This is a genomic window from Streptomyces sp. NPDC020807 (genome assembly GCF_040641575.1).
Lineage (GTDB): Bacteria > Actinomycetota > Actinomycetes > Streptomycetales > Streptomycetaceae > Streptomyces.
Genome location: NZ_JBFADU010000002.1, coordinates 374,182 through 392,649 on the forward strand (window position 1 = coordinate 374,182; position 18,468 = coordinate 392,649).

Genomic DNA, 18,468 nt, shown 5'->3' on the forward strand with positions numbered 1-18,468 from the left:
GAGCGCAAAAGTCGTACCGGCGAGTCCACGAGTGGCCTACGGGACGCCTGGTGGGGGCCGTCGAGGGGGGTCGCGGAAACGGATTTGGGCGATGGGCCGGAGACCGTGTAATGTCTTCCTCGCTCGCCCCAATAGCTCAGTCGGTAGAGCGTCTCCATGGTAAGGAGAAGGTCTACGGTTCGATTCCGTATTGGGGCTCTGGTGAGAAGGACCCCCGCCCTCGGGCGGGGATCCGGATCATCAAAGCGGTGTAGCTCAGTCGGTAGAGCAAGCGGCTCATAATCGCTGTGTCACCGGTTCAAGTCCGGTCACCGCTACACACGGTAGCCGATTGTGGGGTCGGTCCTGCGATCGGCTACTCTTTCATGCGTTAATCCATCCCATCCGTCCGTCAAGGAGCACTCACGTGGCTGCCACCGACGTCCGCCCGAAGATCACGCTGGCCTGCGTGGAGTGCAAGGAGCGGAACTACATCACCAAGAAGAACCGGCGTAACAACCCGGACCGTCTTGAGATGAAGAAGCACTGCCCTCGCTGCAACTCGCACACCGCGCACCGCGAGACGCGTTAATCAGGCTCGTACACGAGGCCGTCCCCACCCGGGGGCGGCCTCGTGTCGTTTGTCGCAGCAAGTCGCCAGTCGCACCAGATCCAGCAGGAGGTATCGAGTCCATGGCGCTCGACCAGTCCTTCGTGGGCCGGACCTATCCGCCCACCGCGCCCTACGAGGTCGGCCGCGAGAAGATCCGCGAATTCGCCGAGGCGATCGGTGACGCGAATCCCGCGTACACCGACCAGGAGGCGGCCAAGGAACTCGGCCACCCCGATGTGATCGCCCCGCCGACTTTTGTGTTCGCCATCACCTTCAAGGCGGCCGGCGCCGTCATCGAGGACCCGCAGCTGGGCCTCGACTACAGCCGCGTCGTCCACGGCGACCAGAAGTTCGCCTACACCCGGCCCGTCCGCGCCGGGGACCGGCTCTCGGTCACCTCCACCATCGAGGCGATCAAGTCCCTCGCCGGCAACGACATCCTGGACATCCGCGGCGAGGTCCACGACGAGACCGGCGAGCACGTCGTGACCGCCTGGACCAAGCTCGTCTCCCGCGCGCCCGAGGAGGCCTGACCATGACCGCGAAGATCGCCTACGACGACGTCGAGGTCGGCACCGAGCTGCCCGCGCGCACGTTCCCCGTGACGCGCGCCACGCTCGTCCAGTACGCCGGTGCCTCCGGGGACTTCAACCCGATCCACTGGAACGAGAAGTTCGCGGTCGAGGTCGGCCTGCCGGACGTCATCGCCCACGGCATGTTCACCATGGCCGAGGCGGTCCGCGTCGTCACCGACTGGGCCGGCGACCCCGCCGCCGTCGTCGAGTACGGCGTCCGCTTCACCAAGCCCGTCGTCGTCCCCAACGACGGCGTCGGCGCCGAGATCGAGGTCTCCGCCAAGGTCGGCGCCAAGCTCGACGACCAGCAGGTGCGGGTCGACATCACGGCCACGAGCGCCGGACAGAAGGTCCTGGGCATGTCCCGGGCCGTCGTCCGCCTCGCCTGACGTACGCCCGCCGCACGCACCTCACGGGCCCGTCGCGCGAGCGGCGGGCCCGTACCCTTGAGCCCGTGCAGCAGATCGCAGACGCCCCCCTCGCGCCCCTGACCACCTTCCGGCTCGGCGGACCCGCCACCCGGCTCGTCACCGCCACCACCGACGACGAGGTGATCGCGGCCGTCCGCGAGGCCGACGCCGGCGGCACCCCGCTCCTGATCATCGGCGGCGGATCCAACCTGGTCATCGGCGACAAGGGCTTCGACGGCACCGCGCTGCGCATCGCCACCACCGGCTTCGTCCTGGACGGCACGCGCCTGGAGCTCGCCGCGGGCGAGGTCTGGACGGACGCCGTCGCCCGGACCGTCGAGGCCGGGCTCGCCGGGATCGAGTGCCTCGCCGGCATCCCCGGCTCGGCCGGTGCCACCCCGATCCAGAACGTCGGCGCCTACGGCCAGGACGTCTCCGCCACCGTCACCGAGGTCGTCGCCTACGACCGGCGCGCCGACGAGACGGTCACCCTCACGGGCGCCGAGTGCGCCTTCTCGTACCGCCACAGCCTCTTCAAGGACCAGCCCGACCGGTACGTCGTGCTGCGCGTCCGCTTCGAGCTGGAGGACGCGGACGGCATGTCCGCGCCGGTGAACTACCCCGAGACCGGCCGGGCCCTCGGCGTCGAGGTCGGCGACCGCGTGCCGCTCGCGCACGCCCGCGAGACCGTCCTCCGGCTCCGCGCGGGCAAGGGCATGGTCCTGGACCCCGAGGACCACGACACCTGGTCCGCCGGCTCCTTCTTCACCAACCCGATCCTCACGGCGGGGGAGTACGAGACCTTCCTCACCCGCGTCGCCGAGCGCCTCGGCGCCGACGTCGCCCCGCCCGCCTTCCCCACGGGCACCGACGGTCAGGTGAAGACCTCCGCCGCCTGGCTCATCGACAAGGCCGGCTTCACCAAGGGGTACGGCTCCGGGCCCGCCCGGATCTCCACCAAGCACACCCTCGCCCTCACCAACCGCGGCGAGGCGACCACCGAGGACCTCCTCGCGCTCGCCCGCGAGGTCGTCGCGGGCGTCCGGGACGCCTTCGGGATCACCCTGGTCAACGAGCCGGTGACGGTCGGCGTCAGCCTCTGAGCCGGCCGCCCGAGGGCCCCCTCGGGCGGTCAGGCGGCGAGCCAGTCGTCGATGCCCGTCAGGAGCTTCTCCCGCACGTCCTCCGGGGCCGCCGAGCCCCGCACCGACTGACGGGCCAGCTCCGCCAGCTCCTCGTCCGTGAAGGCGTGGTGGCGGCGGGCGATCTCGTACTGGGCCGCGAGCCGCGAACCGAAGAGCAGCGGGTCGTCCGCGCCCAGGGCCATCGGCACGCCCGCCTCGAAGAGCGTCCGCAGCGGCACGTCCTCGTGCTTCTCGTACACCCCGAGGGCCACGTTGGAGGCGGGGCAGACCTCGCAGGTGATCCCGCGCTCCGCGAGCTTCCGCAGCAGCCGGGGGTCCTCCGCCGAGCGGACGCCGTGGCCGACCCGCGTCGCCCCCAGGTCGTCCAGGCAGTCCCGCACCGAGGACGGGCCCGTCAGCTCGCCGCCGTGCGGGGCCGCGAGCAGACCGCCGTCCCGGGCGATCGCGAAGGCCCGGTCGAAGTCGCGGGCCATGCCGCGCCGTTCGTCGTTGGAGAGCCCGAAGCCGACCACGCCCCGGTCCGCGTACCGCACCGCGAGCCGGGCGAGGGTCCGCGCGTCCAGCGGGTGCTTCATGCGGTTCGCCGCGACGACCACCCGCATGTCGAGCCCGGTGTCACGGGAGGCCGCGTCTACCGCGTCGAGGATGATCTCCATCGCCGCGATCAGACCGCCGAGCAGCGGCGCGTACGAGGTCGGGTCGACCTGGATCTCCAGCCACCCCGAGCCGTCCCTGACGTCCTCCTCGGCCGCCTCGCGGACCAGCCGCCGGATGTCGTCGGGCTCGCGCAGGCAGGAGCGCGCGATGTCGTAGAGGCGCTGGAAACGGAACCAGCCGCGTTCGTCGGTCGCCCGCAGCTTCGGGGGCGTACCGCTGCTCAGGGCGTCCGGGAGGCGGACGCCGTACTTGTCGGCCAGCTCGATGAGCGTCGTGGGCCGCATCGAGCCGGTGAAGTGCAGATGCAGATGGGCCTTGGGCAGGGCGCTGAGGTCGCGGTGAACGTGCTCCATTGGCTGATCCTGCCGCACCCGAATGGACGAAAACAGTCCGTTTTCCCTATCGGTACCTTGCCCGAACGTAAAAACGGGCCCCCGGCTCCGAAGAACCGGGGGCCCGCGGGGAGTCGCTGCCGACTCCCCGCGCCTACTTGGCTTCCGCCAGCAGCTTCTGGATCCGGGACACGCCCTCGACCAGGTCCTCGTCGCCCAGCGCGTACGACAGGCGCAGGTAGCCCGGCGTGCCGAAGGCCTCGCCCGGGACGACCGCGACCTCGGCCTCGTCCAGGATCAGGGCGGCGAGCTCCACGGAGGTCTCCGGGCGCTTGCCGCGGATCTCCTTGCCGAGCAGGCCCTTCACCGACGGGTACGCGTAGAACGCGCCCTCGGGGGTCGGGCAGTACACGCCCTCGATCTCGTTGAGCATGCGCACGATCGTCTGGCGGCGGCGGTCGAAGGCCGTCCGCATCTCCGCGACGGCGTCCAGGTTGCCCGACACGGCGGCGAGGGCGGCGACCTGCGCGACGTTGCTCACGTTGGACGTGGCGTGCGACTGGAGGTTCGTCGCGGCCTTCACGACGTCCTTCGGGCCCACGATCCACCCGACGCGCCAGCCCGTCATCGCGTACGTCTTCGCCACGCCGTTGACCACGATGCACTTCTCGCGCAGCTCGGGCACGATCGCCGGCAGCGAGGTGAACTTCGCGTCGCCGTAGACCAGGTGCTCGTAGATCTCGTCGGTCAGGACCCACAGGCCGTGCTCGACGGCCCAGCGGCCGATCGCCTCGGCGTCGGCCTCGGAGTAGACCGCGCCGGTCGGGTTGGACGGGGAGACGAAGAGGACGACCTTGGTCTTCTCCGTGCGCGCCGCCTCCAGCTGCTCCACCGACACGCGGTAGCCGGTGGTCTCGTCCGCCACGACCTCGACCGGGACGCCGCCCGCGAGGCGGATCGACTCGGGGTACGTCGTCCAGTACGGCGCCGGGACGATGACCTCGTCGCCCGGGTCGAGGATCGCGGCGAAGGCCTCGTAGATCGCCTGCTTGCCGCCGTTGGTCACCAGGACCTGGGAGGCGTCGACCTCGTAACCGGAGTCGCGGAGCGTCTTGGCGGCGATCGCGGCCTTCAGCTCGGGCAGACCGCCGGCCGGCGTGTAGCGGTGGAACTTCGGGTTCCTGCAGGCCTCGACGGCCGCCTCGACGATGTAGTCGGGGGTCGGGAAGTCGGGCTCGCCGGCACCGAAGCCGATCACCGGGCGCCCGGCGGCCTTGAGGGCCTTGGCCTTGGCGTCGACGGCGAGGGTGGCGGACTCGGAGATCGCACCGATGCGTGCGGAGACCCGACGCTCGGTGGGAGGGGTAGCAGCGCTCATACGGCCCATCGTCCCAGACCGGATACGGCCCCGGGACACGGGTTTCACGGACCGGACAGGAACGGTCATTCCCGGTCGTACGCCCGTCCGAGAGCAGGTCGGCGCGGTTTCTGTTCGACGTGAGCCCCCATCACCGCGTATGCTCACTCCTCGTTGGCCCGCACCGACCACATCTCACGATGCGGTAGGTTGAGGGACACCAACAAAGGGTCGTAGCTCAATTGGTAGAGCACCGGTCTCCAAAACCGGCGGTTGGGGGTTCAAGTCCCTCCGGCCCTGCTACACACACCGCCAGGTGTTGTGCGCATGTGTACGTACTTCATTGCACCGCCGTGCGGCTCCACCCGGGCGCGGCACGGCCGACCCGGAATCAGGTGAGAGATCGTGACGGACGCCGTAGGCTCCATCGACATGCCTGATGCCGAGGACGCGGCCACCGATTCCAAGAAGAAGGCCCGCAAGGGCGGCAAGCGCGGCAAGAAGGGCCCTCTGGCCCGCCTCGCGCTCTTCTACCGCCAGATCATCGCGGAGCTCCGCAAGGTCGTCTGGCCCACTCGCAGCCAGCTGACGTCGTACACCACCGTGGTGATTGTCTTCGTCGTCATCATGATCGGCCTTGTCACCGTGATTGACTATGGCTTCCAGGAAGCAGTCAAGTACGTCTTCGGCTGACTTTTTGTTCCACCCCATCTGTATCGCAGGAAGAAGCAGCCACCGTGTCTGACGCGAACCTGAACGACGCCTTCGAGTCCGAGTCCGTCGAGGACGAGCTGGACATCGTCGAGGCCGCCGACGAGGACGTCGAGGACGTCGAGGTCGACGCTGCTGAGGACGCTGCGGACGAGGACGTCGAGATCGACGAGTCCGACGACGAGGACGTCGAGTCCGACGAGGACGACGAGTCCGACGAGGACGACGAGGTCGAGTCCGACGAGGACGACGAGACCGCCGTCGAGGACGAGGCCGACGAGGTCGAGACCGAGGAGGAGGCCGAGCCGGCCGCCCCGGTCGACCCGATCGCCGCGCTCCGCGAGGAGCTCCGCACCCTCCCCGGCGAGTGGTACGTCATCCACACCTACGCGGGCTACGAGAAGCGCGTGAAGGCCAACCTCGAGCAGCGTGCCGTCTCGCTCAACGTCGAGGACTTCATCTACCAGGCCGAGGTCCCCGAGGAAGAGATCGTCCAGATCAAGGGCGGCGAGCGCAAGAACGTCAAGCAGAACAAGCTCCCCGGCTACGTTCTCGTCCGCATGGACCTGACGAACGAGTCCTGGGGCGTCGTCCGCAACACCCCCGGCGTCACCGGCTTCGTGGGCAACGCCTACGACCCGTACCCGCTGACCCTGGACGAGATCGTCAAGATGCTCGCCCCGGAGGCCGAGGAGAAGGCCGCCCGCGAGGCCGCCGAGGCCGAGGGCAAGCCGGCTCCGGCCCGCAAGCTGGAGGTCCAGGTCCTCGACTTCGAGGTCGGCGACTCGGTCACCGTCACCGACGGCCCCTTCGCGACGCTCCAGGCCACGATCAACGAGATCAACCCCGACTCGAAGAAGGTCAAGGGCCTCGTCGAGATCTTCGGTCGCGAGACCCCGGTCGAGCTGAGCTTCGACCAGATCCAGAAGAACTGATCTCACCGTCTTCCGAGCAGGTCAGAGGGGCTTCTCACAGCCGCTCTGACCTGCTCGGTTTTTAGCCGCACGTCTATACCCGTTATCGTTGTGCGGTATGCCTGCATCCGGATGACCGGAAGGCGGGCTGAACACTCTCACTAGGACCCGGAGAGAGCAATGCCTCCCAAGAAGAAGAAGGTCACGGGGCTTATCAAGCTCCAGATCAACGCTGGTGCGGCCAACCCGGCCCCGCCGGTCGGCCCCGCGCTGGGTCAGCACGGCGTCAACATCATGGAGTTCTGCAAGGCCTACAACGCCGCGACCGAGTCGCAGCGTGGCATGGTCGTGCCGGTGGAGATCACGGTCTACGAGGACCGCTCCTTCACCTTCATCACCAAGACTCCGCCGGCCGCCAAGCTGATCCTCAAGGCCGCGGGTGTGGAGAAGGGCTCCGGCGAGCCGCACAAGACCAAGGTCGCCAAGCTCACGGCCGCCCAGGTCCGCGAGATCGCCACGGTCAAGCTCCCCGACCTCAACGCCAATGACCTGGACGCCGCGTCCAAGATCATCGCCGGCACCGCCCGTTCCATGGGCATCACGGTCGAGGGCTGATCACCCCCGTTTGACCTTCAGTGGTAGGGCCTGCGCGGCCCGCACCACGACTCCATACCTGAAACACCAGGAGAAGCAGTGAAGCGCAGCAAGGCTCTCCGCTCCGCGGACGCCAAGATCGACCGCGAGCGGCTCTACGCCCCCCTCGAGGCCGTCCGTCTCGCCAAGGAGACGGCCACCACCAAGTTCGACGGCACCGTCGAGGTCGCCTTCCGCCTGGGCGTCGACCCGCGCAAGGCCGACCAGATGGTCCGTGGCACCGTGAACCTCCCGCACGGCACCGGCAAGACCGCCCGGGTCCTGGTCTTCGCGACCGGTGAGCGTGCCGAGGCCGCGATCGCCGCGGGCGCCGACATCGTCGGCTCCGACGAGCTCATCGACGAGATCTCCAAGGGCAACCGCCTGAACGAGTTCGACGCCGTTGTGGCCACCCCGGACCTCATGGGCAAGGTCGGCCGCCTCGGCCGCGTCCTCGGCCCGCGTGGTCTCATGCCGAACCCCAAGGTCGGCACCGTCACCCCCGATGTCGCGAAGGCTGTCAACGACATCAAGGGCGGCAAGATCGAGTTCCGCGTCGACAAGCACTCGAACCTGCACTTCATCATCGGCAAGGTCTCCTTCGATGACACGAAGCTGGTCGAGAACTACGCCGCGGCGCTGGAGGAGATCCTCCGTCTGAAGCCGTCCGCCGCGAAGGGCCGCTACATCAAGAAGGCCGCCCTCACCACCACGATGGGCCCCGGCATCCCGCTGGACTCCAACCGCACCCGCAACCTCCTCGTCGAGGAGGACCCGGCCGCGGTCTGAACCTCACCGGTTCGCTGAGTGGTCAGCCGGCCCCGCACCTCTTCGGAGGAGCGGGGCCGGCTTCTTGTTACGGTTCAAGAGACCGTAAAGAAGACTGGACCGAACGGGTGGGGACGCTCATGAACAAGACCGCTTGGAAGCGTGCCGGTGTGGCCCTGACGGCCGTGGCCGTGGTGACCGGTGTCGCGGGCTGTCAGGACGGCGACGCGAAGGCCGCGCCGGAGGCGAAGGCCAACGACCACGGGGACGTCACGAAGGTCATCACGGCCGCGTACGAGAAGACCTCGGCCGCCAAGGCCGCCAAGGTCAAGATGACGATGAGCATGGAAGGCGCAGGCGCCGACTCGGGCACCGCCGTGATGACCGGCGTCCAGGGCTGGGACCCCGCGGCCATGGACTTCACCATGAAGGGCTCGGCGCTCGCCGGCGCGGGTGCCGGCGCCGGCGCGGACATGCCCGAGCAGATGCGCGTGGTCATGCTCGACCAGGTCATGTACATCGACATGGGGACCAAGCTGGCCGCCGAGATGGACGGCAAGCGCTGGATGAAGCTGGACCTGAAGGCCGCGGGCGAGCTCGCCGGCGACAAGGGCCTCCAGAAGCAGCTGACCGGCGGCCTGGACAACATGAACCAGGACCCGGCCCAGCAGCTCGCCCTGCTCCTCGACTCCCCGGACGTGAAGCACGTCGGCTCCGAGAAGATCAACGGCATGGAGACCCAGCACTACAAGGGCACGCTCACCCTGGAGCAGATGCTCAAGGCGAACGAGACCTCGAAGCTGCTCTCCAAGGAAGACCACGCCGAGCTCACCGAGAGCATGAAGAAGGCCGGCTTCAAGGGCTACGACACCGAGCTCTGGGTGAACGAGGACGGCTACCCGGCGCGCATGGACATCGACATGACCATGGCCGAGGGCAAGATGAAGCTCACCGCCGACTACAGCGACTACGGCACCAAGGCCGCGGTCCAGGCCCCGCCGGCCGAGGACACCGTCGACCTCTTCGAGATGCTCAAGGGCCTGGGCGGGGCGGGCGCACAGGGCTGATTTGCCCGAAGCGGACACCCTCACGTACTCTTCCACAGAAGCCAAAGACCGCTGGTCGTTGCTGTGCCCTCTCGGGTGCGGTGGCCGAAGGATCCGCTGACTGCGGACGACCCGCGCAGGTGACTGTGGAAAGTTCCCGGATGTTCTCATCCGGTCGAGCTACGCCCCGTGCGCCTGCGCCGGGGCGTTTTGTTTGTTCAGCCCCTTCTGAGCGGTCCTCATCACCCGGAAGGAGGCGAACGCACTATGCCGACGCCCAACAAGGCTGCATCGGTGGCCGAGCTCAAGGACGCGTTCCAGAGCTCCAACGCCGCCGTGCTGACCGAGTACCGGGGTCTCACCGTCGCGCAGCTCAAGACGCTGCGTCGCTCGCTCGGTGAGAACGCCCAGTACGCCGTGGTGAAGAACACGCTGACCAAGATTGCGGCCAACGAGGCCGGGATCACCGCACTGGACGAGCACTTCGCTGGTCCGACCGCGGTCGCCTTCGTCACCGGTGACCCGGTGGAGTCGGCGAAGGCCCTGCGTGACTTCGCCAAGGAGAACCCGAACCTCATCATCAAGGCCGGTGTCCTTGACGGTAAGGCTCTCTCCGCCGACGACATCAAGAAGCTTGCGGACCTCGAGTCCCGCGAGGTTCTGCTCAGCAAGCTGGCCGGTGCCTTCAAGGGCAAGCAGTCTCAGGCTGCTCAGCTCTTCCAGGCGCTGCCGTCGAAGCTCGTCCGCACCGTGGACGCTCTTCGCGCCAAGCAGGCCGAGCAGGGCGGTGCCGAGTAATTCGGCTCGCGCATTGATCCGCGCCGCCTAGTGCGCGGGTCGTAGCGGGCCGTTACGCCCGCCTCTATAGACACATCGGCACCAGCCGAATTAGTGGAAGGATCGCCCATCATGGCGAAGCTCTCTCAGGACGACCTCCTCGCCCAGTTCGAGGAGATGACCCTCATCGAGCTCTCCGAGTTCGTGAAGGCCTTCGAGGAGAAGTTCGACGTCACCGCCGCCGCGGCCGTCGCTGTTGCCGCCCCCGCGGCTGGTGGCGGCGACGCTGCCGGTGCGGCTGAGGAGCAGGACGAGTTCGACGTCATCCTCGAGGGTGCCGGCGACAAGAAGATCCAGGTCATCAAGGTCGTGCGCGAGCTCACCTCCCTGGGCCTCAAGGAGGCCAAGGACCTCGTCGACGGCACCCCGAAGCCGGTCCTCGAGAAGGTCGCGAAGGAGGCCGCTGACAAGGCCGCCGAGGCCCTCAAGGCCGCCGGTGCCTCCGTCACGGTCAAGTAAGACCGTTACGAGTCGCTGAGTGACTCTCGTCCCCGTGTAACGCGGGGGCACTGAAAGGCGATCACCCTTCTGGGTGGTCGCCTTTCGGCGTTCCCGGGGAAGGGCGTGGCGGGGGCTCGTGAGGGCGTCCGGGGCGGAGTATGGTGATCTTCGCCGTGCGCCCCGTCGACCGGGGGGCCTTGACGAACCGCACGCAGCGCGCAATTCTCAGGACGCGTCGTCACAACGATCCGTATCCGAGGCATGGATCGACGACTGAACGGGCAGTATCGAGGTGCGCCGCACGGCGCGAGGTACCGCGGAGTTGAGAGCAACGAGGGTCGCGAAGAAGTCGCCCTGGACATCAGTGAGCCAAGTGGCTACACTGACCCTTTGCGCTGCCTGTTAGCTGCCCCCTGCCCGTCACCAGGGGCATACCTTCGCATCAGCTTCGTGGACCGACCCCATCTGACCTGGCCTTTTGGTCATTTCAGGAAAAGTCTGCCGTGAAGCGTTGCTGGGGACCGGTACGCGCGTAGTGAGTCCGAGCCCTCGGAAGGACCCCCTCTTGGCCGCCTCGCGCAACGCCTCGACCAATACGAACAACGGCGCAAGCACCGCCCCGCTGCGCATCTCCTTTGCAAAGATCAAGGAGCCCCTCGAGGTTCCGAACCTCCTCGCGCTGCAGACCGAGAGCTTTGACTGGCTGCTCGGCAACGCCGCCTGGAAGGCTCGCGTCGAGGCTGCCCTTGAGTCGGGACAGGACGTCCCCACGAAGTCCGGTCTGGAGGAGATCTTCGAGGAGATCTCCCCGATCGAGGACTTCTCCGGGTCGATGTCGCTGACCTTCCGCGACCACCGCTTCGAGCCGCCGAAGAACTCGATCGACGAGTGCAAGGACCGTGACTTCACGTACGGCGCCCCGCTCTTCGTCACTGCCGAGTTCACCAACAACGAGACCGGCGAGATCAAGTCCCAGACGGTCTTCATGGGCGACTTCCCGCTCATGACCAACAAGGGCACCTTCGTCATCAACGGCACCGAGCGTGTCGTCGTGTCGCAGCTCGTCCGCTCGCCCGGCGTCTACTTCGACTCCTCGATCGACAAGACGTCCGACAAGGACATCTTCTCCGCCAAGATCATCCCGTCCCGGGGTGCCTGGCTGGAGATGGAGATCGACAAGCGCGACCTCGTCGGTGTCCGCATCGACCGCAAGCGCAAGCAGTCGGTCACCGTCCTCCTGAAGGCTCTCGGCTGGACCACCGAGCAGATCCTGCAGGAGTTCGGCGAGTACGAGTCCATGCGCGCCACCCTGGAGAAGGACCACACCCAGGGCCAGGACGACGCGCTGCTCGACATCTACCGCAAGCTCCGTCCGGGCGAGCCGCCGACCCGTGAGGCCGCTCAGACGCTGCTCGAGAACCTCTACTTCAACCCGAAGCGCTACGACCTCGCGAAGGTCGGCCGCTACAAGGTGAACAAGAAGCTCGGCGCCGACGAGCCGCTGGACGCCGGTGTCCTCACGACCGACGACATCATCGCCACGATCAAGTACCTCGTGAAGCTCCACGCGGGCGAGACCGAGACGGTCGGCGAGAACGGCAACGAGATCGTCGTCGAGACCGACGACATCGACCACTTCGGCAACCGTCGTCTGCGCAACGTCGGCGAGCTCATCCAGAACCAGGTCCGCACGGGTCTGGCTCGCATGGAGCGCGTCGTCCGCGAGCGCATGACCACGCAGGACGTCGAGGCGATCACCCCGCAGACCCTGATCAACATCCGCCCTGTGGTGGCGTCGATCAAGGAGTTCTTCGGAACCTCGCAGCTCTCGCAGTTCATGGACCAGAACAACCCGCTGTCGGGTCTGACGCACAAGCGTCGTCTCTCGGCGCTGGGCCCTGGTGGTCTGTCCCGTGAGCGGGCCGGCTTCGAGGTCCGAGACGTGCACCCGTCCCACTACGGACGCATGTGCCCGATCGAGACCCCCGAAGGCCCGAACATCGGTCTGATCGGTTCGCTCGCCTCGTACGGCCGCGTCAACGCGTTCGGCTTCATCGAGACGCCGTACCGCAAGGTCGTCGACGGCCAGGTCACCGACGAGGTCGACTACGTCACCGCCGACGAGGAGGACCGCTTCGTCATCGCGCAGGCCAACGCCGCGCTCAACGACGAGATGCAGTTCACCGAGCCGCGCGTCCTGGTCCGCAAGCGTGGCGGCGAGGTCGACTACGTCGAGCCGTCGGACGTGGACTACATGGACGTCTCGCCGCGCCAGATGGTGTCGGTCGCGACCGCGATGATCCCCTTCCTCGAGCACGACGACGCCAACCGTGCCCTCATGGGCGCGAACATGATGCGTCAGGCGGTGCCGCTGATTAAGTCGGAGGCCCCGCTCGTCGGCACGGGCATGGAGTACCGCTGCGCCACCGACGCCGGCGACGTGCTCAAGGCCGAGAAGGACGGTGTCGTCCAGGAGCTGTCGGCCGACTACATCACGGTCGCCAACGACGACGGCACGTACATCACGTACCGCCTGCACAAGTTCTCCCGCTCCAACCAGGGCACCTCTGTCAACCAGAAGGTCGTCGTGGACGAGGGGCAGCGCGTCATCGAGGGCCAGGTCCTCGCCGACGGTCCCGCCACCGAAGACGGCGAGATGGCGCTCGGCAAGAACCTCCTCGTGGCGTTCATGCCGTGGGAGGGCCACAACTACGAGGACGCGATCATCCTGTCGCAGCGCCTCGTGCAGGACGACGTCCTCTCCTCGATCCACATCGAGGAGCACGAGGTCGACGCCCGTGACACCAAGCTCGGCCCGGAGGAGATCACCCGGGACATCCCGAACGTCTCCGAGGAGGTCCTCGCCGACCTCGACGAGCGCGGCATCATCCGTATCGGTGCCGAGGTCGTCGCCGGCGACATCCTCGTCGGCAAGGTCACGCCCAAGGGTGAGACCGAGCTGACCCCCGAGGAGCGTCTGCTCCGCGCGATCTTCGGTGAGAAGGCGCGCGAGGTCCGTGACACCTCGCTGAAGGTCCCGCACGGCGAGATCGGCAAGATCATCGGCGTCCGCGTCTTCGACCGCGAGGAGGGCGACGAGCTTCCCCCGGGCGTGAACCAGCTGGTCCGCGTCTACGTCGCCCAGAAGCGCAAGATCACCGACGGTGACAAGCTCGCCGGCCGTCACGGCAACAAGGGTGTTATCTCGAAGATCCTTCCGATCGAGGACATGCCGTTCCTCGAGGACGGAACTCCGGTCGACATCATCCTCAACCCGCTGGGTGTCCCGTCCCGAATGAACCCGGGACAGGTCCTGGAGATCCACCTCGGCTGGCTCGCCAGCCGCGGCTGGGACGTCTCCGGCCTCGCGGACGAGTGGGCGCAGCGCCTCCAGGCGATCGGCGCCGACCAGGTCGCCCCCGGCACCAACGTCGCGACCCCGGTCTTCGACGGTGCGCGCGAGGACGAGCTCGCGGGTCTGCTCCAGCACACCATCCCGAACCGCGACGGCGAGCGCATGGTGCTCCCGACCGGTAAGGCGAGGCTGTTCGACGGCCGCTCCGGCGAGCCGTTCCCGGACCCGATCTCCGTCGGGTACATGTACATCCTCAAGCTCCACCACCTGGTCGACGACAAGCTCCACGCGCGTTCGACCGGCCCGTACTCGATGATCACCCAGCAGCCGCTGGGTGGTAAGGCCCAGTTCGGTGGCCAGCGCTTCGGTGAGATGGAGGTGTGGGCGCTGGAGGCATACGGCGCCGCGTACGCCCTCCAGGAGCTGCTGACGATCAAGTCCGACGACGTGACCGGCCGCGTGAAGGTCTACGAGGCCATCGTCAAGGGCGAGAACATCCCTGAGCCCGGCATCCCCGAGTCCTTCAAGGTGCTCATCAAGGAGATGCAGTCCCTGTGCCTCAACGTGGAGGTGCTGTCCTCGGACGGCATGTCCATCGAGATGCGCGACACCGACGAGGACGTCTTCCGCGCAGCGGAGGAGCTCGGCATCGACCTGTCGCGGCGCGAGCCGAGCAGCGTCGAAGAGGTCTGACGGGAGTCCGGCAGGGGGACCAGTGATGGTCCCCCCGCCGGCCCCAGGACCCCCGTATCAGACCCCACAGCCTTACAACCCTGAGAGGGATTGACGCATAGTGCTCGACGTCAACTTCTTCGACGAGCTCCGGATCGGTCTGGCCACCGCTGACGACATCCGTCAGTGGAGCCACGGCGAGGTCAAGAAGCCGGAGACCATCAACTACCGCACGCTCAAGCCCGAGAAGGACGGACTCTTCTGCGAGAAGATCTTCGGTCCGACCCGGGACTGGGAGTGCTACTGCGGCAAGTACAAGCGTGTCCGCTTCAAGGGCATCATCTGCGAGCGGTGTGGCGTCGAGGTCACCCGCGCCAAGGTGCGCCGTGAGCGGATGGGCCACATCGAGCTCGCCGCTCCCGTCACCCACATCTGGTACTTCAAGGGCGTCCCGTCGCGCCTCGGATACCTGCTCGACCTCGCCCCGAAGGACCTCGAGAAGGTCATCTACTTCGCGGCGTACATGATCACGTACGTCGACGACGAGCGTCGTACGCGTGACCTGCCCTCGCTGGAGGCGCACGTCTCCGTCGAGCGTCAGCAGATCGAGAACCGTCGCGACTCCGACCTGGAGGCCCGCGCCAAGAAGCTCGAGAACGACCTCGCCGAGCTCGAGGCCGAGGGTGCCAAGGCCGACGTGCGCCGCAAGGTGCGCGAGGGTGCCGAGCGCGAGATGAAGCAGCTGCGCGACCGCGCGCAGCGCGAGATCGACCGTCTGGACGAGGTCTGGTCCCGCTTCAAGAACCTCAAGGTCCAGGACCTGGAGGGCGACGAGCTCCTCTACCGCGAGCTGCGTGACCGCTTCGGCACGTACTTCGACGGCTCGATGGGTGCCGCGGCGCTGCAGAAGCGCCTGGAGTCCTTCGACCTCGAGGAGGAGGCCGAGCGCCTCCGCGAGATCATCCGTACCGGCAAGGGCCAGAAGAAGACCCGTGCGCTCAAGCGCCTCAAGGTCGTCTCCGCGTTCCTGCAGACCGCGAACAGCCCCAAGGGCATGGTTCTCGACTGCGTCCCGGTCATCCCGCCGGACCTGCGTCCGATGGTGCAGCTGGACGGTGGCCGCTTCGCGACCTCCGACCTGAACGACCTGTACCGCCGCGTGATCAACCGCAACAACCGTCTGAAGCGTCTGCTCGACCTCGGTGCCCCCGAGATCATCGTGAACAACGAGAAGCGGATGCTCCAGGAGGCGGTCGACGCCCTCTTCGACAACGGCCGTCGCGGTCGCCCGGTGACGGGCCCCGGCAACCGTCCGCTGAAGTCCCTCAGCGACATGCTGAAGGGTAAGCAGGGTCGTTTCCGTCAGAACCTGCTCGGCAAGCGTGTGGACTACTCCGCGCGTTCCGTCATCGTCGTCGGTCCGCAGCTGAAGCTGCACCAGTGCGGTCTCCCGAAGGCCATGGCGCTGGAGCTCTTCAAGCCGTTCGTGATGAAGCGCCTGGTCGACCTGAACCACGCGCAGAACATCAAGAGCGCCAAGCGGATGGTCGAGCGCGGCCGCACGGTCGTGTACGACGTCCTCGAAGAGGTCATCGCCGAGCACCCGGTTCTGCTGAACCGTGCGCCCACGCTGCACCGCCTCGGCATCCAGGCCTTCGAGCCGCAGCTCGTCGAGGGCAAGGCCATCCAGATCCACCCGCTCGTCTGCACCGCGTTCAACGCGGACTTCGACGGTGACCAGATGGCCGTCCACCTGCCGCTCTCCGCGGAGGCGCAGGCCGAGGCCCGCATCCTGATGCTGTCCTCGAACAACATCCTCAAGCCGGCCGACGGCCGCCCGGTCACGATGCCGACCCAGGACATGGTCCTCGGTCTGTTCTTCCTGACCACCGACGGCGAGCTCCGTGACACCAAGGGCGAGGGCCGCGCGTTCGGCTCCACGGCCGAGGCGATCATGGCGTTCGACGCGGGCGAGCTCGCTCTCCAGTCGGAGATCGACATCCGCTTCCCCGTCGGCACCGTCGCTCCCCGCGGCTGGGTTCCCCCGGTCGCCGAGGAGGGCGAGCCGGAGTGGCAGCAGGGTGACACCTTCCGCCTGCGGACGACCCTGGGCCGCGCGCTCTTCAACGAGCTGCTGCCCGAGGACTACCCGTTCGTCGACTACTCCGTCGGCAAGAAGCAGCTCTCCGAGATCGTCAACGACCTCGCCGAGCGCTACCCCAAGGTCATCGTGGCGGCGACGCTCGACAACCTGAAGGCGGCGGGCTTCTACTGGGCGACCCGTTCCGGCGTCACCGTGGCCATCTCCGACGTCGTCGTTCCCGAGGCGAAGAAGGAGATCGTCAAGGGCTACGAGGCGCAGGACGAGAAGGTCCAGAAGCAGTACGAGCGTGGTCTGATCACCAAGGAAGAGCGCACGCAGGAGCTCATCGCGATCTGGACCAAGGCGACCAACGAGGTCGCCGAGGCGATGAACGCGAACTTCCCCAAGACCAACCCCATCTTCATGATGGTTGACTCGGGTGCCCGAGGAAACATGATGCAGATGCGTCAGATCGCCGGTATGCGTGGTCTGGTGTCGAACGCCAAGAACGAGACGATCCCGCGTCCCATCAAGGCGTCGTTCCGCGAGGGCCTCACCGTCCTCGAGTACTTCATCTCCACGCACGGTGCCCGTAAGGGTCTCGCCGACACCGCCCTGCGTACCGCCGACTCGGGTTACCTGACCCGTCGTCTGGTGGACGTCTCGCAGGACGTCATCATCCGCGAGGAGGACTGTGGCACCGAGCGCGGTCTGAAGCTGCGGATCGCGGCCAAGGACGAGGCCGGTGTCCTGCGGAAGACGGACGACGTCGAGACCTCCGTGTACGCGCGGATGCTCGCCGAGGACGTCGTCGTCGACGGCAAGGTCATCGCGCCGGCCAACGTCGACCTGGGTGACGTGCTCATCGACGCCCTCGTCAACGCGGGCGTCGAGGAGGTCAAGACCCGCTCGGTCCTGACCTGTGAGTCCGCCGTCGGTACCTGTGCGTTCTGCTACGGCCGTTCGCTCGCCACCGGCAAGCTGGTCGACATCGGTGAGGCGGTCGGCATCATCGCCGCCCAGTCCATCGGTGAGCCCGGTACCCAGCTGACGATGCGTACCTTCCACACCGGTGGTGTGGCCGGTGACGACATCACCCAGGGTCTGCCGCGTGTCGTCGAGCTCTTCGAGGCGCGTCAGCCCAAGGGTGTCGCCCCGATCTCGGAGGCGGCCGGCCGCGTCCGCATCGAGGAGACCGAGAAGACCAAGAAGATCGTCGTCACCCCGGACGACGGCACCGACGAGACGGCGTTCCCGATCTCGAAGCGTGCCCGTCTGCTCGTGGGCGAGGGCGACCACGTCGAGGTCGGCCAGAAGCTCACCGTCGGTGCGACCAACCCGCACGACGTGCTGCGCATCCTGGGTCAGCGCGCGGTCCAGGTCCACCTGGTCGCCGAGGTCCAGAAGGTCTACAACTCGCAGGGCGTGTCGATCCACGACAAGCACATCGAGATCATCATCCGGCAGATGCTCCGCCGCGTGACGATCATCGAGTCCGGCGACGCGGAGCTCCTGCCGGGCGAGCTCGTCGAGCGCTCGAAGTTCGAGACCGAGAACCGTCGTGTGGTCACCGAGGGCGGTCACCCCGCCTCCGGCCGTCCGCAGCTGATGGGTATCACCAAGGCCTCGCTCGCCACCGAGTCGTGGCTGTCGGCGGCGTCCTTCCAGGAGACGACCCGGGTTCTGACCGACGCGGCGATCAACGCCAAGTCGGACTCCCTGGTCGGCCTCAAGGAGAACGTCATCATCGGTAAGCTCATCCCGGCCGGTACGGGCCTCGCCCGCTACCGCAACATCCGGGTCGAGCCGACCGAGGAGGCCAAGGCCGCGATGTACTCGGCCGTCGGCTACGACGACATCGACTACTCGCCGTTCGGCTCGGGCTCCGGCCAGGCCGTTCCGCTGGAGGACTACGACTACGGTCCGTACAACCAGTAAGC

15 protein-coding genes and 3 tRNA genes are annotated in these 18,468 nt (G+C 67.4%); 16 read left to right on the plus strand and 2 right to left on the minus strand.

Annotated features, from left to right (window positions below; all coding sequences use genetic code 11):
• Positions 1-125 precede the first annotated feature (125 nt).
• The 6 genes from AB0G79_RS04810 (at position 126) to AB0G79_RS04835 (ending at position 2,680) form a co-directional block, all read left to right on the plus strand.
• A tRNA-Thr gene (locus AB0G79_RS04810) sits at positions 126-198 on the plus strand.
• Positions 199-244: 46 nt separating this feature from the next.
• Positions 245-317 (plus strand) — tRNA-Met (locus AB0G79_RS04815).
• Positions 318-406: 89 nt separating this feature from the next.
• Positions 407-571 (plus strand): 50S ribosomal protein L33, encoded by a 165-nt coding sequence (gene rpmG, locus AB0G79_RS04820; protein WP_003956487.1) that lies wholly within the window; start codon positions 407-409, stop codon positions 569-571.
• Between the two features lie 101 nt (positions 572-672).
• Positions 673-1,125, plus strand: coding sequence for a MaoC family dehydratase N-terminal domain-containing protein (locus AB0G79_RS04825; protein ID WP_360800173.1), 453 nt, complete (start codon positions 673-675; stop codon positions 1,123-1,125).
• A 2-nt stretch (positions 1,126-1,127) separates the two neighbouring features.
• Positions 1,128-1,556 (plus strand): MaoC family dehydratase, encoded by a 429-nt coding sequence (locus tag AB0G79_RS04830; RefSeq protein WP_360800176.1) that lies wholly within the window; start codon positions 1,128-1,130, stop codon positions 1,554-1,556.
• Positions 1,553-2,680, plus strand: coding sequence for a UDP-N-acetylmuramate dehydrogenase (locus AB0G79_RS04835; protein WP_360800596.1), 1,128 nt, complete (start codon positions 1,553-1,555; stop codon positions 2,678-2,680). The genes AB0G79_RS04830 and AB0G79_RS04835 overlap by 4 nt, the downstream gene beginning before the upstream one ends.
• 29 nt (positions 2,681-2,709) lie before the next feature.
• On the opposite strand, the gene AB0G79_RS04840 is transcribed toward AB0G79_RS04835, so the two are convergent.
• Together AB0G79_RS04840 and AB0G79_RS04845 are read right to left on the minus strand one after the other, a co-directional pair.
• Positions 2,710-3,732 (minus strand): adenosine deaminase, encoded by a 1,023-nt coding sequence (locus AB0G79_RS04840; RefSeq protein WP_360800179.1) that lies wholly within the window; start codon positions 3,730-3,732, stop codon positions 2,710-2,712.
• Between the two features lie 133 nt (positions 3,733-3,865).
• Positions 3,866-5,089, minus strand: coding sequence for a pyridoxal phosphate-dependent aminotransferase (locus tag AB0G79_RS04845; RefSeq protein WP_360800182.1), 1,224 nt, complete (start codon positions 5,087-5,089; stop codon positions 3,866-3,868).
• 206 nt (positions 5,090-5,295) lie between these two features.
• Here AB0G79_RS04845 and AB0G79_RS04850 point away from each other — a divergent pair.
• From AB0G79_RS04850 to AB0G79_RS04895, 10 genes are all read left to right on the plus strand, one after another.
• Positions 5,296-5,368 (plus strand) — tRNA-Trp (locus tag AB0G79_RS04850).
• A gap of 105 nt (positions 5,369-5,473) precedes the next feature.
• Positions 5,474-5,761: a preprotein translocase subunit SecE gene (gene secE, locus AB0G79_RS04855; RefSeq protein WP_360800185.1), complete on the plus strand. Its 288-nt coding sequence runs from the start codon at positions 5,474-5,476 to the stop codon at positions 5,759-5,761.
• 44 nt (positions 5,762-5,805) lie between these two features.
• Positions 5,806-6,714: a transcription termination/antitermination protein NusG gene (gene nusG / locus AB0G79_RS04860; protein WP_360800188.1), complete on the plus strand. Its 909-nt coding sequence runs from the start codon at positions 5,806-5,808 to the stop codon at positions 6,712-6,714.
• Positions 6,715-6,873: 159 nt separating this feature from the next.
• Positions 6,874-7,308 carry a 50S ribosomal protein L11 gene (rplK, locus tag AB0G79_RS04865; protein WP_137993976.1) on the plus strand — a complete coding sequence of 145 codons (435 nt, stop codon included), beginning with the start codon at positions 6,874-6,876 and terminating at the stop codon, positions 7,306-7,308.
• Positions 7,309-7,386: 78 nt separating this feature from the next.
• Complete coding sequence (gene rplA / locus AB0G79_RS04870; RefSeq protein ID WP_360800191.1) at positions 7,387-8,115, plus strand: 50S ribosomal protein L1; 729 nt, start codon at positions 7,387-7,389, stop codon at positions 8,113-8,115.
• Between the two features lie 119 nt (positions 8,116-8,234).
• Positions 8,235-9,161, plus strand: a complete 927-nt coding sequence (locus tag AB0G79_RS04875) for a hypothetical protein (protein WP_360800194.1) — start codon at positions 8,235-8,237, stop codon at positions 9,159-9,161.
• A 246-nt stretch (positions 9,162-9,407) separates the two neighbouring features.
• Positions 9,408-9,938, plus strand: coding sequence for a 50S ribosomal protein L10 (gene rplJ / locus AB0G79_RS04880; protein WP_030757401.1), 531 nt, complete (start codon positions 9,408-9,410; stop codon positions 9,936-9,938).
• Positions 9,939-10,049: 111 nt separating this feature from the next.
• Positions 10,050-10,436, plus strand: coding sequence for a 50S ribosomal protein L7/L12 (rplL, locus tag AB0G79_RS04885; RefSeq protein WP_360800197.1), 387 nt, complete (start codon positions 10,050-10,052; stop codon positions 10,434-10,436).
• A 547-nt stretch (positions 10,437-10,983) separates the two neighbouring features.
• Positions 10,984-14,466 (plus strand): DNA-directed RNA polymerase subunit beta, encoded by a 3,483-nt coding sequence (gene rpoB, locus AB0G79_RS04890; protein WP_360800200.1) that lies wholly within the window; start codon positions 10,984-10,986, stop codon positions 14,464-14,466.
• Positions 14,467-14,566: 100 nt separating this feature from the next.
• Positions 14,567-18,466 carry a DNA-directed RNA polymerase subunit beta' gene (locus AB0G79_RS04895; RefSeq protein ID WP_360800203.1) on the plus strand — a complete coding sequence of 1,300 codons (3,900 nt, stop codon included), beginning with the start codon at positions 14,567-14,569 and terminating at the stop codon, positions 18,464-18,466.
• The last annotated feature ends 2 nt before the right edge of the window (positions 18,467-18,468 follow it).

Coding starts and splice junctions, on each gene's coding strand:
- rplJ (WP_030757401.1), top strand. CDS start 9,408: ATGCCGACGCCCAACAAGGCTGCATCGGTGGCCGAGCTCAAGGACGCG.
- AB0G79_RS04840 (WP_360800179.1), bottom strand. CDS start 3,732: ATGGAGCACGTTCACCGCGACCTCAGCGCCCTGCCCAAGGCCCATCTG.
- AB0G79_RS04825 (WP_360800173.1), top strand. CDS start 673: ATGGCGCTCGACCAGTCCTTCGTGGGCCGGACCTATCCGCCCACCGCG.
- rplK (WP_137993976.1), top strand. CDS start 6,874: ATGCCTCCCAAGAAGAAGAAGGTCACGGGGCTTATCAAGCTCCAGATC.
- AB0G79_RS04875 (WP_360800194.1), top strand. CDS start 8,235: ATGAACAAGACCGCTTGGAAGCGTGCCGGTGTGGCCCTGACGGCCGTG.
- AB0G79_RS04830 (WP_360800176.1), top strand. CDS start 1,128: ATGACCGCGAAGATCGCCTACGACGACGTCGAGGTCGGCACCGAGCTG.
- AB0G79_RS04845 (WP_360800182.1), bottom strand. CDS start 5,089: ATGAGCGCTGCTACCCCTCCCACCGAGCGTCGGGTCTCCGCACGCATC.
- rplL (WP_360800197.1), top strand. CDS start 10,050: ATGGCGAAGCTCTCTCAGGACGACCTCCTCGCCCAGTTCGAGGAGATG.